At 62.0% G+C, this 15030-nt stretch carries 15 protein-coding genes; 10 read left to right on the top strand and 5 right to left on the bottom strand.

Annotated elements, in window-relative coordinates; genetic code table 11:
• Nucleotides 1-85: 85 nt before the first annotated feature.
• Nucleotides 86-691: a transcription antitermination protein gene (locus GJR99_RS09160; protein WP_151111408.1), complete on the top strand. Its 606-nt coding sequence runs from the start codon at nt 86-88 to the stop codon at nt 689-691.
• Between the two features lie 935 nt (nt 692-1626).
• Here the strand turns inward: GJR99_RS09160 and GJR99_RS09155 are convergent.
• A complete protein-coding gene (locus GJR99_RS09155; protein ID WP_151111407.1) occupies nt 1627-1896 on the bottom strand; it encodes a DUF7553 family protein in 270 nt (89 codons plus the stop codon).
• Nucleotides 1897-1985: 89 nt separating this feature from the next.
• Here GJR99_RS09155 and uvrB point away from each other — a divergent pair, with 89 nt between their 5' ends.
• From uvrB to GJR99_RS09130, 5 genes are all read left to right on the top strand, one after another.
• The gene (gene uvrB / locus GJR99_RS09150; RefSeq protein ID WP_151111405.1) at nt 1986-4070 is read left to right on the top strand and encodes an excinuclease ABC subunit UvrB; all 2085 of its coding nucleotides are present in this window, start codon (nt 1986-1988) and stop codon (nt 4068-4070) included.
• A 1-nt stretch (nt 4071) separates the two neighbouring features.
• Nucleotides 4072-4494, top strand: a complete 423-nt coding sequence (locus tag GJR99_RS09145; protein ID WP_151111403.1) for an NUDIX hydrolase — start codon at nt 4072-4074, stop codon at nt 4492-4494.
• A 410-nt stretch (nt 4495-4904) separates the two neighbouring features.
• Entirely contained in the window at nt 4905-5990 is a 1086-nt protein-coding gene (locus GJR99_RS09140) for a sulfite exporter TauE/SafE family protein (protein WP_151111399.1), read from the top strand.
• Between the two features lie 54 nt (nt 5991-6044).
• The gene (locus tag GJR99_RS09135) at nt 6045-6482 is read left to right on the top strand and encodes a universal stress protein (RefSeq protein WP_151111397.1); all 438 of its coding nucleotides are present in this window, start codon (nt 6045-6047) and stop codon (nt 6480-6482) included.
• 145 nt (nt 6483-6627) lie between these two features.
• Nucleotides 6628-6765, top strand: coding sequence for a hypothetical protein (locus GJR99_RS09130; protein ID WP_154325968.1), 138 nt, complete (start codon nt 6628-6630; stop codon nt 6763-6765).
• Between the two features lie 219 nt (nt 6766-6984).
• On the opposite strand, the gene GJR99_RS09125 is transcribed toward GJR99_RS09130, so the two are convergent.
• Nucleotides 6985-8199 (bottom strand): SPFH domain-containing protein, encoded by a 1215-nt coding sequence (locus GJR99_RS09125; RefSeq protein ID WP_151111395.1) that lies wholly within the window; start codon nt 8197-8199, stop codon nt 6985-6987.
• Nucleotides 8200-8352: 153 nt separating this feature from the next.
• Between GJR99_RS09125 and GJR99_RS09120 the strand changes: the two genes are divergently transcribed.
• Nucleotides 8353-8547, top strand: coding sequence for a DUF7554 family protein (locus GJR99_RS09120; RefSeq protein ID WP_151111393.1), 195 nt, complete (start codon nt 8353-8355; stop codon nt 8545-8547).
• Nucleotides 8548-8668: 121 nt separating this feature from the next.
• On the top strand, nt 8669-9166 hold the full coding sequence (locus GJR99_RS09115) for a 2'-5' RNA ligase family protein (protein WP_151111391.1): 498 nt from the start codon (nt 8669-8671) through the stop codon (nt 9164-9166).
• Nucleotides 9167-9199: 33 nt separating this feature from the next.
• On the opposite strand, the gene GJR99_RS09110 is transcribed toward GJR99_RS09115, so the two are convergent.
• Complete coding sequence (locus tag GJR99_RS09110) at nt 9200-10576, bottom strand: cytochrome P450 (RefSeq protein WP_151111389.1); 1377 nt, start codon at nt 10574-10576, stop codon at nt 9200-9202.
• A gap of 75 nt (nt 10577-10651) precedes the next feature.
• A complete protein-coding gene (locus tag GJR99_RS09105; protein WP_151111387.1) occupies nt 10652-12856 on the bottom strand; it encodes an ATP-dependent DNA helicase in 2205 nt (734 codons plus the stop codon).
• Nucleotides 12857-13034: 178 nt separating this feature from the next.
• On the opposite strand from GJR99_RS09105, the gene GJR99_RS09100 reads away from it, so the two are divergent.
• Nucleotides 13035-13499 carry a histidine kinase gene (locus GJR99_RS09100; protein WP_151111385.1) on the top strand — a complete coding sequence of 155 codons (465 nt, stop codon included), beginning with the start codon at nt 13035-13037 and terminating at the stop codon, nt 13497-13499.
• 118 nt (nt 13500-13617) lie between these two features.
• On the top strand, nt 13618-14082 hold the full coding sequence (locus tag GJR99_RS09095; RefSeq protein ID WP_151111383.1) for an ester cyclase: 465 nt from the start codon (nt 13618-13620) through the stop codon (nt 14080-14082).
• 21 nt (nt 14083-14103) lie between these two features.
• Here GJR99_RS09095 and argF read toward each other — a convergent pair whose 3' ends face one another.
• On the bottom strand, nt 14104-15003 hold the full coding sequence (gene argF, locus GJR99_RS09090) for an ornithine carbamoyltransferase (protein WP_151111381.1): 900 nt from the start codon (nt 15001-15003) through the stop codon (nt 14104-14106).
• Nucleotides 15004-15030: the final 27 nt, after the last annotated feature.

Genomic DNA, 15030 nt, shown 5'->3' with positions numbered 1-15030 from the left:
AGAATCGAGTCGCCAGCGTCGTAGACTCCCACCCGAACTCGCCGCCGCCGATGGCTACAAACCCGATTCGACCCTACACACCCACATGTCCGACTTCCTCGATTCCCTCCGCGACGACCACGAGACACCGCTCTCACGACTCGGGTCTTCGAAGGCCCTGTTCGCCGTCACCGGCGGCGATATGAACGGCGACGCAGTTCGGTCCGCCGCCGCGGCAGAGGCTGCCGCCGCAACCGACCTCTTCGACTCGTGGGTCGCCACCGAGTCGAACGACGACGCGGCCGACCTCTTTTCGGACCTCGCTGATACCGCCCGCGAACACGCCGAGACTGTCGCTGCCGACGCCGACACCGACGCCGACGCACCGGCTATCTACGCCGTCCTCGACGAGTTCGAGACGACTGACGAACGACTCGGTGGCGCGCTCGCGCGTGCGCTCGTCTCACTCAAAGCGGTCGAACAGATGGTCGGCTTCTTCATCGGCGACGCCGACCCGAAGGCCGCCAACACGTTCCGGACGCTCAAGACGGATCTGCAAGCACAACTCGACACGCTCGAAGACGCCGTCGACGAACTCGCAGGCGACGAAGACGCCGCCCGCGACGCCGCCGACGCGGTTGTCGAAGCGGCCTACGACGAATACGTGGAGACGTTGGAGGGGATGGGAATCAAGCCGAAGAACGTTTGCTAAGCCACTTTTTTACACCTCGGGGTCGCCTCCGGCGACCCTCTCGGTGCAAAAACCTGTCTTCGTGAGCGTCAGCGAACGAAGGCTCGTGAGACGCTGTGCGTCTCACGGTGGAGGAAAAAAGGCCGCGACTCTCGGCCTTCGGCCTCGGTCGCGGTACAGTGTGCTTGTCGTGTCGGTTGGGTCACTGCAGCGGGCGGAGAGAAATTGATAGCTACTAGTTTCTAATAGCGATGATTGCCGATTCACACCTTGAAATGACTGTTAGACAGATGGACAACGAGACAGATGGACAACAAGACTTTTTGTCCGGCCTGTATGAGGTACATGTGTCGGCAGGTGGTTAGCACAGTCGACAACTAAATGCAATATGTGCCTCAGAAGGCTGCAACTGGAGCAACCACGGTTCACCCGGGGTTGAGCAGCTAACGAGTAGGTAGGCACTGCGCATCGTATACACTTTCAACAAAACCCACCGTGAGATGGTGGGCTGCCGAGTCGAGTAGGTTACTCAGCAGTCATTCGCTTCCACATTAGAAACGTACCGAGCGCCAGTGCAACAACTAAGAGCCCGTAGCGGTTTCCGTAGTGGAGGGAAGCAACGCCTCCAAGCCCGATTAACCCTGGAGTGGTTATATCGGGGTAGATAGACAATCTGCTCATCGTATACACTGCCGGCCATCTGTCATCGCAATATTGTGCTCTAATTGACACGGCAATTTGACATGACTGCCTACAATGGCTTAAAAGAGGGGTCCGTCGCTGTATTTCGTTCTGCCGGGGTCGCTTAAGACTGCTCAATAATTCTATCAGGGTCGCTTAAGACGCACCAAGCTGAGACAACTTAAGCGAAGGGTCGCTTAAGCCAAATCCACCATTTTCCGTGCTTGTCAACCCTTCACGTTCCAGTGGAAACGAAGGGGTCTGTCTGCCGTGCGTCAGACGCCAGGAACGGTCTTTCTGTATTCGAGCACCTGCTGTCGGGCCTCGCGGACTTTCTCGGCCACGTCGCCGTCGAGGCTCTCTGCGAGTTCGTGGAGGACCGTCATGTGGCGGGCGAGTCGTCCGTGGTCCGGTCCCTGCGTTCGGTCGGCGAGTTTCGCCAACTGGTCGGACTGGTTGGAGAGGCGTTCTCGAACTTCTCCGTCGGTCGCTTCGGCGGCCTCTTCGAGTAGTTTGCTCGCGTTCTGCAGTTCCGTTCGTGTCATGCTGTCTCATACAGCGTCTCGCCGGAAAACCATTCTCACGACGGAAAGCACCGCCTCGCTCAAGTACGCTGAAACCCAAGCGAGGTGCAATGAGCGAGTCCGGTCCCCTGTCTGCCGACAGACCAGAGGCAGAACGCGAATTCCGCGTCGATGCCCCCTTCGAACCGGCGGGAGACCAACCCGAAGCTATCGAAGCGTTGGCCAGTGCGTACGGCGATGGTGCGGATATCCAGACGCTTCTGGGCGTCACCGGTTCCGGCAAAACCAACACCGTCTCGTGGGTCGTCGAAGAGATTCAGAAACCGACGCTCGTCCTCGCACACAACAAGACGCTCGCCGCCCAGTTGTACGAGGAGTTCAAGAATCTCTTTCCTGACAACGCAGTAGAATATTTTGTGTCATATTATGATTATTATCAACCTGAGGCTTACATCGAACAAACGGACACCTACATCGACAAGGACATGTCCATCAACGAGGAGATAGACCGACTCCGCCACTCGGCGACCCGGTCGCTTCTCACCCGCGACGACGTCATCGTCGTGGCGTCTGTCTCGGCCATCTACGGCCTCGGTGACCCGAAGAACTACACCGACATGTCCCTGCGTCTCGAAGTCGGTGACGAACTCGACCGCGACGAACTACTGCGCCAACTCGTCGACCTGAACTACGAACGCAACGACGTGGACTTCCACCACGGCACGTTCCGGGTCCGCGGCGACACCGTCGAAGTGTTTCCGATGTACGGCCGCTACGCCGTCCGCATCGAGTTCTGGGGCGACGAAATCGACCGGATGCTGAAACTCGACCCACTCGACGGCGACGTCAAATCCTCCGAACCCGCCGTCTTGGTCCACCCGGCAGAACACTACTCGATTCCCGAAGAACAACTCGAACAGGCAATCTCCGAAATCGAGGAACTGATGGAAGACCGGGTCAACTACTTCCAGCGACAGGGCGACCTCGTCGCGGCCCAGCGTATCGAAGAACGAACCACCTTCGACATCGAGATGATGCGCGAGACGGGCCACTGCTCCGGTATCGAGAACTACTCGGTCCACCTCTCGGACCGCGAACCCGGCGACGCCCCCTACACGTTACTCGACTACTTCCCAGACGACTTCCTCACCGTCGTGGACGAATCGCACGTCACGCTCCCGCAGATAAAGGGGCAGTACGCCGGCGACAAATCCCGGAAAGATTCACTCGTCGAAAACGGGTTCCGCCTCCCGACGGCCTACGACAACCGCCCGCTGACGTTCGAGGAGTTCGAAGAGAAGACCGGGAAACTGCTCTTCGTCTCCGCGACGCCCGGCGACTACGAACGCGAACACTCCGAGCAAATCGTCGAGCAAATCGTTCGGCCGACCCACCTCGTCGACCCGAAGGTCGACGTCGCGGAGGCGTCGGGACAGATAGACGACCTGATGGCCCGCATCGACGACCGAATCGACCGCGAGGAACGCGTCCTCGTGACCACACTCACGAAACGGATGGCAGAAGACCTGACCGAGTACCTCGAAGAAGCGGGTGTGGACGTGGCCTACATGCACGACGAGACGGACACGCTCGAACGCCACGAACTCATTCGGTCGCTTCGTCTCGGCGACATCGACGTCCTCGTCGGCATCAACCTCCTTCGAGAGGGACTCGACATCCCAGAAGTGTCGCTCGTCGCCATCCTCGACGCCGACCAGCAAGGGTTCTTGCGCTCTGAGACGACGCTCGTCCAGACGATGGGTCGTGCCGCCCGCAACGTCAACGGCGAAGTCGTCCTCTACGCAGACGACCGGACCGACGCGATGGAGGCCGCGATTTCGGAGACACAACGCCGTCGTCGCATCCAACGGGAGTTCAACGAAGCACACGGCCACACGCCGAAGACCATCGAGAAGGAAGTTGGCGAGACCAACCTCCCCGGCAGCAAGACCGACACGCGAGGCGTCTCGGGCGACGCACCTGCGGACGCCGACGAGGCGGCCGAACAGATTCTCTTCTTGCAGGACCGGATGCAAGAGGCGGCAGATAACCTCGAGTTCGAACTCGCGGCCGACATCCGAGACCGAATCCAGAAACTCCGCCGCGAGTACGACGTCGACCACCTCGACGACGGTATCGAACCCGAAGTCCCGGACGAAGACGACGACAGTCTCGCCCCGCCGGACGAGTTCTGACGTGCCCGCCCAAGATAGCACACGCACGTTCGCTGCTGGCGGCCTCCTCCGCCGCGACGACGGGCGACTCTGTCTCGTTCACCGCCCTCGCTACGACGACTGGTCACTCCCCAAAGGAAAGGTCGAACAGGGCGAGACGCTGGTCGAGACTGCCATTCGAGAAGTCCAAGAAGAGACTCGCTGCTCGGTCGAATGTGGGCGCTTCGCCGGGCGGTACGACTACCACGTCGACGCCGACGAAGACACTGCGAGTGGCCCGAAAGCAGTGTTCGTCTGGCACATGCGACTCGTCGAAGCACACCCGTTCGACCCCGACACCGAGGTGGACGCGCGGGAGTGGGTCACCCCCGCCGAAACCCTCGACCAGCTTTCGTATCAGAACGAACGGGCACTCATTCAACGTGTGCTCGACCCCTCTGTGTGAGTACAGACTAGGGGTTGAGACACATGTTTCCGCTTCTTCGACACCCGTCGGTGTGTGGTCAGTACCCAAAATATAGACAGTGATTAAGACTTATTACCCCATCCTCGCTATGCCCGTTTCACCGTGACCCGCATCTCTGCGGACGAGTCTGCAGGACACACAGTTCACCACGCTTTCCCGAACGGGGGTATCACTTAGATGCCTTCGTCAGTCGAGTCCCAGTCGTTCGACTCGTCGGGTGACCACCCGCGGCCGGCGACGCCGGTGTGTGGGACGGTCACACCGTCTGCGGTGGATGAACTTTGCACGCGGTGCGAATCCGCTGACGTTTCGGCAGACAACCTGTTTTGGTCGCGTCACTCCCACGGAGTGAACGCGCACGTCACTACGTACTGAAAACAACGAGAACAATGAGCTCTCAGTCTCTCAGTCACGTCCAGAAGTCGTTCCTGAAGTATCAACACATCCTCGTGTTCACCGCACCCGTGCTGTTCATCGCCGCCGTCTTCACCGTGGCGCCGACGCCCACCGACGCCGGCATGGACTACTGGCTCAACTACTGGTGGTTGTTCCCGGTGTTCGTCCTCGGTGCGACCACTGTGAACACGGTCGGAATCAGCGGGTCGGCACTGTTCGTCCCGTTCCTCATCTTCATCTTCCCGGTGTTCGCACACCCGCTCGAACCCGCGACCATCGTGAAGGTGGGCCTCATCAGCGAGGCGTTCGGCCTGTCCAGTTCGGCCGTGGCGTTCATCCAGTACGGTCTCGTCGACCGGCGACTGGCGCTGAGCCTCGTCGCCGGGTCGATTCCGTTCGTCGTCGGCGGCGCACTGCTGTCGTTCGTCATCCCGGAAGTCGTCTTCCACGCGCTGCTCGGCCTCGCGCTCTTGGCGGCGTCGTACCTGCTGTTCAAGGCCGACCTCGCCCACGACGAGCCAGGAAGTTCGGATTCCGGACACGCTGCTGCGACCGACGGCGGAACCGTCACGTCGAGTCTCCCGAACGACCCCGGCAAACTCGGCCCGGCAGGCGTCCGCACCGACGACGACGGCATCGTCACCCGTGTCGACCGTGAGGGTGACGACTACACGTACACGCGCGGTGGCTACCTCCGGCGCTTCGCCAACTACAGCATCGGCGGGACGTTCCAGGGACTCGCTGGCTTCGGTGTCGGCGAACTCGGCATCATCTCGATGCTCAGCACGAAAGTCCCCGTCCGCGTCGCCATCGGCACGAACCACATCGTCGTCGCACTCACCGCCATCCTCGCGTCGCTCGTCCACGTCTTCGGTGGCGGCCTCGTCGGCGGTCACACGCTGAGTCTGGCGTCGACGCCGTGGAACATGGTCGTCTTCACCGTCCCCGCGACGGTTCTCGGCGGCCAAATCGCGCCGTACGTGTCCAACGCACTGGAGACTGAAACTATCAAGACCTTCGTCGGTGGACTCTTCGCGGTCATCTCTGTCGCGCTGTTCCTGATGGCCGCCGGAATCTAACCGACGCTCTCACGCACCGCTCACCTCACAACACACCCGTTCTTCACCCAACCCATGTACGACAACATCCTGTTACCGACCGACGGCAGCGACGCAACCGAAGCGACCATCGAACACGTGACGACGCTCGCACAGACGTACGGTGCGACGGTCCACGTCCTCTCGGTCGCTGACTCGCGCAACCGGTTCGAGACGCCCTCTGCCGGCATCGCACCCGACGTCTGGGAGGAGTCCGAACTCGAACGCGCCGAGCACGCAGTCGACGTCGCTATCGAGGCCCTGCCGGACGACGTCGCCACGGAGCGAATCGTCGAAGAAGGCGTTCCGGATTCGGTCATCACCGAACACGCGAACGACGCCGACATCGACGTCGTCGTGATGGCGACCCACGGCCGAACCGGTCTCGACCACTACCTCATCGGAAGCGTCACCGAACGCGTCGTCAGACAGTCGTCGGTCCCCGTTCTGACGGTTCGCGCTGCAGACGAGTAGCGGCCGGCAGTCGCGGTTTTCGTTTCGTTCTCTCCACGAGTGTATACCGTGCCAATGCCACACACTCTCGTCGGTTGAGAACCGTCTCACGCCATTAAGCGTTCACGAGTTGGACGTTCATTCGTCTGCGAATATCGCAGACGTGATGGGGAACGACGATGCTGGTCGACTCGGAGGGGGAACGAACCCACCCTGCCCGGTCGAATCTCCGGAGTGGGAAGGAAACTGGTGGAACCGGAGTCGTGGCCGCCAGACGGTGTCGAACTCGTCCGCTGGAACCTGACCGGTGACCACTTGGGGAATCACCGCACTCGAGGCCGACACCTTCGAAGCGGCCGTGCGCGCGGGAACTGCCCGGCGTCTTGCCGCGCCCGGACTGTCCAAACAGAGAAAGACGACGCCGCTGGACCCGCTGACCAGGCGATGCTCGACTCCCACGACGGCGCGGAGAAACTCCCGGTCGGAGGGGAGTCGAGTTTCCGCACTCTTCGGACTGTCCCGACTATTTCTGTGATTCCATCTCGACGCCGCCGTCTTCGATTTCGATATCGATTGCGTCGGTATCTACCTCGTTGAACTCGGTGTCGAGTTCGTCGAGTTCGGCGTCTATCTCTCCGAGTATCCCCTCGATGTTGTCGAGGCCGAGGAGTTCGCGCGTCTCTTCGTCGAACTCCAGACTGTCGAGACTCGTGGCCGTCTGGACGTCTGAGTCGGTCAAGCCCTTCCCGTATCGTCCGAGCAGTGAGGTGAGTTCCTGCGGCAAGACGTACGTAGTCGATGGCGACGTGCCGATGCGCTCGAGCGTCTCCATGCCCTTGTCGATGATGGCACGTTCGCCCATCGACTCGGCGGCCCGCGCACGGAGGACCGTCGAAATCGCGTCACCCTGTGCACGGAGGATCGCGGCCTCTTTCTTCCCTTGTGCGCTGATGATGTTCGACTGCTTGTCACCTTCTGCCTTCTCGACCGCAGAGCGGCGTTCACCCTGCGCTTCGAGAATCATGGCGCGGCGACGGCGCTCGGCGGAGGTCTGTTGTTCCATCGCGTTTTCGACGTCTGCAGAGGGTTTCACCTCGCGGACTTCGACGGATTCGACGCGGACGCCCCACTCGTCGGTCGGTTCGTCGAGTTCCTCTCGGATGCGCGCGTTGATGTGGTCACGTCGTGCGAGCGTCTCGTCGAGTTCCATGTCACCGAGTGCGGCACGGAGCGTCGTCTGGGCGAGCAGCGAGACGGCCCGTCGGTAGTTGTCGACTTCGAGGAAGGCGCGCTCGGGGTCCATCACACGGATGTAGACGACGGCGTCGGCGGTCACCGGCGAGTTGTCTTCGGTGATTGCTTCCTGTGAGGGCACGTCGAGCGTCTGCGTCCGCATATCGAAGCGGTAGGTCTTCGAGACGAACGGCGGGATGAAGTTGATGCCGGGTTCGAGGATACCTTTGTACTCTCCGAACACCGAGAGCGTCCGTTTTTCGTACGCCTGCACGATTTCGACGGCGTCGTACACCGCCGCGATTGCGAGTGCGAGGAGGACGTATCCGGCGAGCGTCAGCGGCGTGACGGGGAAGACGACGACGGCGATTCCGAACACCACCACGGCGAGTGCGAGGGGACCAAGCCAACGTGGGACGCGCGACGACCCACCGACTTTCGCCGATGACTCTGCTCCGGAGTCTGGTCGGGAGAGGCGTCCGAGTTGGTAGAACACACTGTCCATGCAAGAGAGTGACACCGTGGACGAATAAACCTACCCGGCCAGCTGTGGGGTCGACACCGACGACGAACCGGCCACAGACGCCGAAAACAACCGAGTCAACCACTCTCACACGGGCCACCAAGTATTTACTTCACACTCCCTGACCCGCTGGGTATGAAACTGAACCGTGGCGGTATCGAAGTCGAGGACCTCCTGAAACTGGTGTTGGTCCTCGTCCTCATCTGGTTGGTACTCGAAATCCTCGGCGAGGTTCTCGGTCTCTTCACGATGCTCTTGGGGCCGTTCTGGCCACTCCTGGGTCTCGTCGTCGCCGCGCTCATCGTCCTCTGGTTACTCGACCGTATCTGACGCCGGTCTCTTCTGGTTTGGACTGCCCGTCGTGCTGGTTGCGCCCCGCTTTCGGTTCGACAGCGCTCTTCTCCCGGCCCGACGGCGACACGTCTTTGTATCTCACCCGTGAGTCACGGGCGTGTACAGTCTGAACGTCCCGGTACCGGGGCGGGTCGCCCGTCTCGCGTCCGACCTGTTTCCGTATCTCGCCCCGTTCGACCGGGTCCGCGACCGGCACACGCTCGTCTGCAAGCGATTCGAAGAGACCGACCTCGACCGACTCCGCGAGCAACTTCGGCAGACGCTCCGCGGTGCGCCGGCGTTCGAGGCCCGTGTCACTGGCATCGACTTCTTCGAACGCCCACCACGTGGGTCTGCGCCGGTCGTCTACCTCGAAGTCGAGAGCCCTGGACTCGAGGAGTTACACTGGCGACTCGTCGACGAGTTCGGTGCTATCGACGACCTCGAAGGCGACGACTACGCACCGCACGTCACGCTCGCTCGCGGCGGGTCGGTCGCAGACGCCCGTGCAGTGGCGAGTCAGCACGTCGAACCGGTCGAGTGGGCCGTCTCGCACGTCGACCTCTACGACGGGAACTTCCGCGAGTCTGTGGCGTCTATCTCGCTTCCCGCCTGACCGAGACTGTCGGTCGGCCCTGCCGGGCAGTCGCTACTCTCGAGCGCGGAGTCGCATCTCCATCGGTTCGCGCGGGTGCATCGTCAGCGACCCGCGCAACGAAAACGGTTCGTCTCTGACGTAGTCGAGTTCGTACTGTTGGGCCACCGTTCCGAGGATGAGGCGGCCTTCCAGCAACGAGAGATGCTTTCCGATGCAGTGTCGAGGCCCGCCGCCGAACGGGAAGTACGCGAACCGCGGGCGGTCGGCCATTCGCTCGGGACTCCATCTGTCGGGGTCGAACTCGAGCGGGTTGTCCCACCACCGTTCCGACCGGTGGACGACCCACTGGGGGAGCATGATAGCCGACCCTTCCGGGACGCGATAGCCCCCGAGACGGACGTCGACTTTGGGTTCGCGGAACATCACGTACACCGGCGGATACAGGCGCATCGACTCGTTCAGCACGCGTTCGGTGTACTCCAACTGCCGGACGTCTTCGGCCGTCGGCGTTCGGCCACCGAGTACGTCGTTCAACTCACGGTGGAGTCTCTCTTTGGCCTCGGGGTGTTGGGACAGCAGATACCACGCATAGGTGAGTGTCAGCGCCGTCGTGTCGTGGCCCGCGAGGAGCATCGTCATCAGTTCGTCGCGGAGGTTCTCGTCGGTCTGTTCGCCCGCGTCGTAGGCACGAAGGAGAATCGAGAGGAGGTCCATCGGTTTCTCCTCGACAGAATCCGCGGCCGACACGGAGGACGCCGGTGTCTGTCCGTACTCGGTCCCACGGCGTTCCTCGACGATGTCCCAGATGAGGTCTTCGAGCACCGACAGCGACTGTTTGTACTCGCGGTTCTCTCGCGTCGGCACCCAGTCGGGCGTGAGAAATCGAATCGGGTCGGGTTCGAACCGTGACCCGAGTGGTTCGAGGTTCTCCTGAATGAGTCCGATGCGTTCGTCGTCGAGTTCCGCTCCGAACATCGCGTCGACGATTATCTCGACGGTCAGCCGCGTCATCTCCAGTTGGACGTCGACGACGTCGCCGTCGTGCCACTCCGAGAGCATCGTCTCTGTTCGATTCGTCATCATCCCCGCCATCGTCGAGATGCGACGCACGTCGAAGGCGGGTTGGGCGAGTTGTCGCTGTTTCTGCCACGTCGAACCCTCGCTCATCAGCAGTCCCTCACCGAGCAAGTCACCGATAGCCTGGTCTTGGAACTGCGGCTTACGGAACTTCGACGCCTCGCTCACGAGGACGCGTTCGATGTCTGCGGGGTTCGTCAGCATGTAGGTGTCCAACGGGCCGAGGTCGAAGTGAATCACGTCGCCGTAGGCGTCCGCGACTGCCGTCAGGAAGCTAAACGGGTCACGGGCGTACTGCCGACTGGCACCGAAGACGGGGATTCCCTTCGGTCCTGGAGGGGTCGAACTCATCGGCTATGTGTTGGTTCGGAGAGGGAAGAATCTCTCGGCGAGGTGAGTCGGAGGGAAGACGCCTCGTGGCGACGATTACGGGCGCGGTGGGTCGCCGTCGTAGGCGTCGTGGTCGTTGTAGAAGTTCAGCATCGCGAACTTGAGTTTCGTCGGTGAGATATCGACCATCTCGGCCCGCTCTTCGACGGGGAACGACCCGCGAACGCCGTACTTCCCCATCGACGAACTCTCACGCGTGTAGCGTTTGTCCGCGAGGATGCGCACCCCGAAGTCGTCGGGCGAGCGAATGACCCGGCCGAGCGCCTGTCTGGTCTTGCGGATGGTCGGAATCTCGACGGCGTAGCGCCATCCTGCCTCCTTCTTGCCGCGGTAGATGCGGTCGTACGCGTCTTGGACTGCTTCGAGGCGCTCCGAGAGGTGTGGGTACGGGACGCCCACGACGACGACGGTTCGTGCGTCGTCGCCGTCGAAACTCACGCCCTCGGCGAGCGTCCCCCACAGCGACGTGAGGAGCACTGCGTTGTCCTTGCCGACGAACTCCTGTCGTGCTTCTTCGGCCCGGACACCCGGTTCGTCCAAGAAGAAGTCGAAGTCGGCCGCGGGGTTGCCTCGCAGTCGTTCGTGGTAGCGTTCGGCCTCGGCGTACGACGGGAAGAACACGAGCGTGTTGCCCGGTGTGAAGCGTGCTGCGTCCACGAGCAACTGCTCGATGGTCTCCTGTGTCGCTGGGTCGTCGCGTTCGGAAGAGAACAGTGCCGGGAGCGAGACGGCGAACGTCCGGCGGTTCTGCTCGGGATATTCGAGGCCGTAGGCCATCGTCACCGGCTTTTCGAGGCCGAGCGTCTCTTCTGTCACGTCGAACGGCCGCAACGTCGCCGACATCAGGATGCTCGCGTGGACTTCCTCGAACAACTCGCGGGTGACGTCGCGGGGGATGCAAGTGTAGAGTTCGGCACGGCCGTATATCTCTTCGGTGCCGCCGTCACGCCGCACCGACAGCATCGGGTGCCGACCGAGTTCGTCACCCATCTCCATCCAGTCGGCGATGAATCCGGCCGCCTGCAGGGTTTGACACTCCTTTCGCGTCGTCGCGTCGCCGTTCTTGTACTCGTCTTCGTACTGTTCGTCGAGGCGTTTGCCCAACTGGAGTGCGAGTTCGGCTTCCACGTCGATACCTCGGCCTTCGTACGACCGGAGGAACTGCATCGTCAGGTCGTCGCGGCGGCCCTGACTGGCGATAGAGAGGTCGTACCAGTTCTCGCCCACCTGCTCGCGCTCACCGAACCCGAACGCCTCGTCGTAGCTCTCTCGGAGGGCGTCGAGAAACGTCCCGACGACGTTGCGGGCGCTCTCTGCCCGTGAGTCGTCGACCTCTTCTAACTCGTTCATCGCACTCTCGAGGGTGTTCTCGGTGAGGGCGCGACTCGCGTGGTCACGGGCCGCCCCCTCGATGTTGTGCGCCTCGTCGAAGACGGTGATGATGTCGTCGGCGTCGCGGTCTAACCAGCGGAAGAACTGCTCGCGAATCATCGGGTCGAGCAGGTGGTGGTAGTTACAGACCACGAGGTCGACGCCTTCCATCCCCTCTTTCAGCAGTTCGTAGCCACAGAGCTTCTGCCGGCCGGCGTGTTCGAAGATTTCGTCGGGCGTCCGCACGTCGTCGAACAACCACTGGAAGAAGTCGTCGGTGTTCTGCGTGAGGTTGTTGTAGTAGTGTTCGCAGTAGTTGCCCTCTTTCAACTGGTCTAACTCGTCGTCGATGGTGTCGAGTTCGTTCGTGACGGCGGTTCGGGCCTCCCCTGCGCCGGACTCGCCGTCGCGCATCCGGTCGAGGAGCGTCTCGGCCTGTTCCGAGAGTTCCGCCTTGTCGGACTCCTTTTCGACGATGCTTCGCGTCGTATCGCGGAGGGTCTGGCACTCTTGGAACCCAACTTCGATGTGGCACATCGAGGACTTCCCACGGAACACCACCGCTCGGATGGGTTCGCGGCGGGTAATCGCCCGTGCGTCTTCGATGAACTGCCGCATCTGCTGGTGGACGTTGGTCGTGATGACCACCGTCTTGTCGTGCTCGCGGGCGTATTCGAGCGCCGGCACGAGCGCCGAAATCGTCTTTCCCGTCCCCGTCGCGCCTTCGAGGAGGACGTTGCGTTCGTCGTCGAGGGCGTCGGCGATGCCCGACATCGCCGCCTCCTGGTTCGGGTAGGGGTCGTCGTACGGGAAGAAGCGCCACGCTCTCTCCGAGTCGCTGTCGTCGCTTGCGTCGTTGGCGTGGGCCACGAACGGTTCTCGGCCGCCATCTGATTAAAAGTCTCGGAGGGATACCCCGGTCTGATTCGAGGCGCGAGCGTGGACCGTTTCGCCAGACGCGAGTCTTCTGATATAATCGTATCCCCGCTATGCGGCAGTCACACCCGCCCGAGAGACCATTATTTGGGTTGCCGATGTCCGCAGAGACATGGCGTCAGAAACAGTCTCCGCACGAATCGAGTCGACAACAACCCAATCGTGGCAAGCAGGCGTCGTCGCCGGTGCCCTCGCCGCCGTCGTCATGGGGGCGCTGATGGTGGTCCAGATGCGACCCGTCCTCGAAGTCGCCATCCCGTCGATGTACGCGCTCACGGGCGGTGCCGCTGGATTCACGATTCACGTCGCCCACGGTGCGATACTCGGTGTCGGCTTCGCCGCTCTCGCGGGCGTCGTCACCCTCGACTCGACGATCAAATCGGTCGGCGTCGGCGTCGCCTACGGTGTCGTCCTCTGGGTCGCCCTCGCCGTCCTCGTCATGCCCGTCTGGCTCGGTGCCGTCGGGTCGCCAGCGAACCCGCCACTCCCGAATATCAACACGACGAGTCTCGTCGGCCACCTCGTCTTCGGTGCCGTCCTCGGACTCGTGTACCCGACGCTCGAACGCACTCTGTAAGGACATCGACCGGACGGCCCGTCTTTTTCGACGAAACTGTCTGCCCGTCGTGAATAACCACAGAACGTGACAAATATTCTATGTTATTTCGCGTGGTTCTAGCACTTGGTGAACCGAGATGGAGCCAATTCCAACACCCGAGATGAAGGCGACGATTAGACACGTCGAAGAGAAGATGTGGAACAACCGCGACCCGGCGGCCTTCGACGAAATGGCGACCGAGGACTACGCCATGCACGACCCGATGGGTGACCACGACCTCGAAGGTTTCAAAGGAATCGTTCAGGCGGCCCTCGACGGGGCCCCGGACCTCGAATTTACCATCGACGATATGTTCGCTGCCGGCGACCGAGTCGCCGTTCGGTACACGCTCGAAGGGACGAACGAGGCGCCGTCGTACCTCACCACGGAACCGACGGGGAACCACTGGCGCTCGAGCGGTATCAGCATCTACCGATTCGAGGGTGACAAAATCGCAGAACAGTGGGACGCTTTCGACTACTACGGAACGATGCGGCAACTCGGTCTCATTCCGTCTGCGGCCCCGACCGAGGCGGAAGGTGGAACCGGCGCAGAAGTGTAGCCCGAACGCGGACGTTCGGCCTCAGTTTTCGAGTAACTCGACGATGAGACCTTTCTGGGCGTGCAGGCGGTTCTCCGCTTGGTCCCAGACGATAGACCGGTCGCCTTCGAGCACGTCGCCGGTAATCTCTTCGCCGCGGTGGGCGGGCAGACAGTGCATCACCTTCGCGTCGCTGCCTTCGAGCAGGCTCTCGTTGAGTTGGAACCCTTCGAACGCCTGGAGTTTCTCGTGACGCTGGCTCTCTTGGCCCATCGATATCCAGACGTCGGTGTAGACGACGTCGGCCCCGTCGATTGCTTCGTGGGGGTCAGTCGTCACTGTCGGTGCCTGGCCGAGTTCGGCGGCCTGCGCGATGACCTCGTCGTCCATCGCGTAGCCTTCGGGCGTCGCAACCGTCAGGTCGACGCCGGCCATCGCACAGCCTTTGACGAACGACTGGCCGACGTTGTTGCCGTCGCCGACCCACGCCGCCTGTACCTCGTCGAACGGGCCGACGTGTTCCTGGATGGTGAGCAGGTCGGCGAGCGTCTGGCAGGGGTGGGCGTCGTCGGTCAGGCCGTTGATGACCGGAGCGTCGGAGTGTTCGGCGATTTCCAGCAGGTCGGCGTGTTCGAACAGGCGAACCATGATGGCGTCGCCGTAGCGGCCGAGCACTCGGGCCGTGTCTGAGAGCGGTTCGCCGTGGCCGAGTTGGATGTCTTCGGGGCCGAGGAACAGGGCGTGGCCGCCCAACTGTGTCATACCCGTCTCGAAGGAGACACGCGTCCGCGTACTCGGTTTCTCGAAGAGCATCGCCAGCGTCGCTCGGGACAGTCGCGTCTCGTCGGCGCCGGATTTGAGGTCGGCGGCGCGGGTGAGGACGCGGTCTAACTCCGATGCGCTGATGTCGTCGATGTCGGTGAAGTGTGTCGTTTCGAGCATTGTGTCGTGTGTCGTGTCTCCTGTTCG

The sequence above is a fragment of the Haloferax marinum genome (assembly GCF_009674625.1).
Lineage (GTDB): Archaea > Halobacteriota > Halobacteria > Halobacteriales > Haloferacaceae > Haloferax > Haloferax marinum.
The sequence above is the reverse complement of the archived record's forward strand: the minus strand, read 5'-3'. Positions and strand labels throughout refer to the sequence as shown.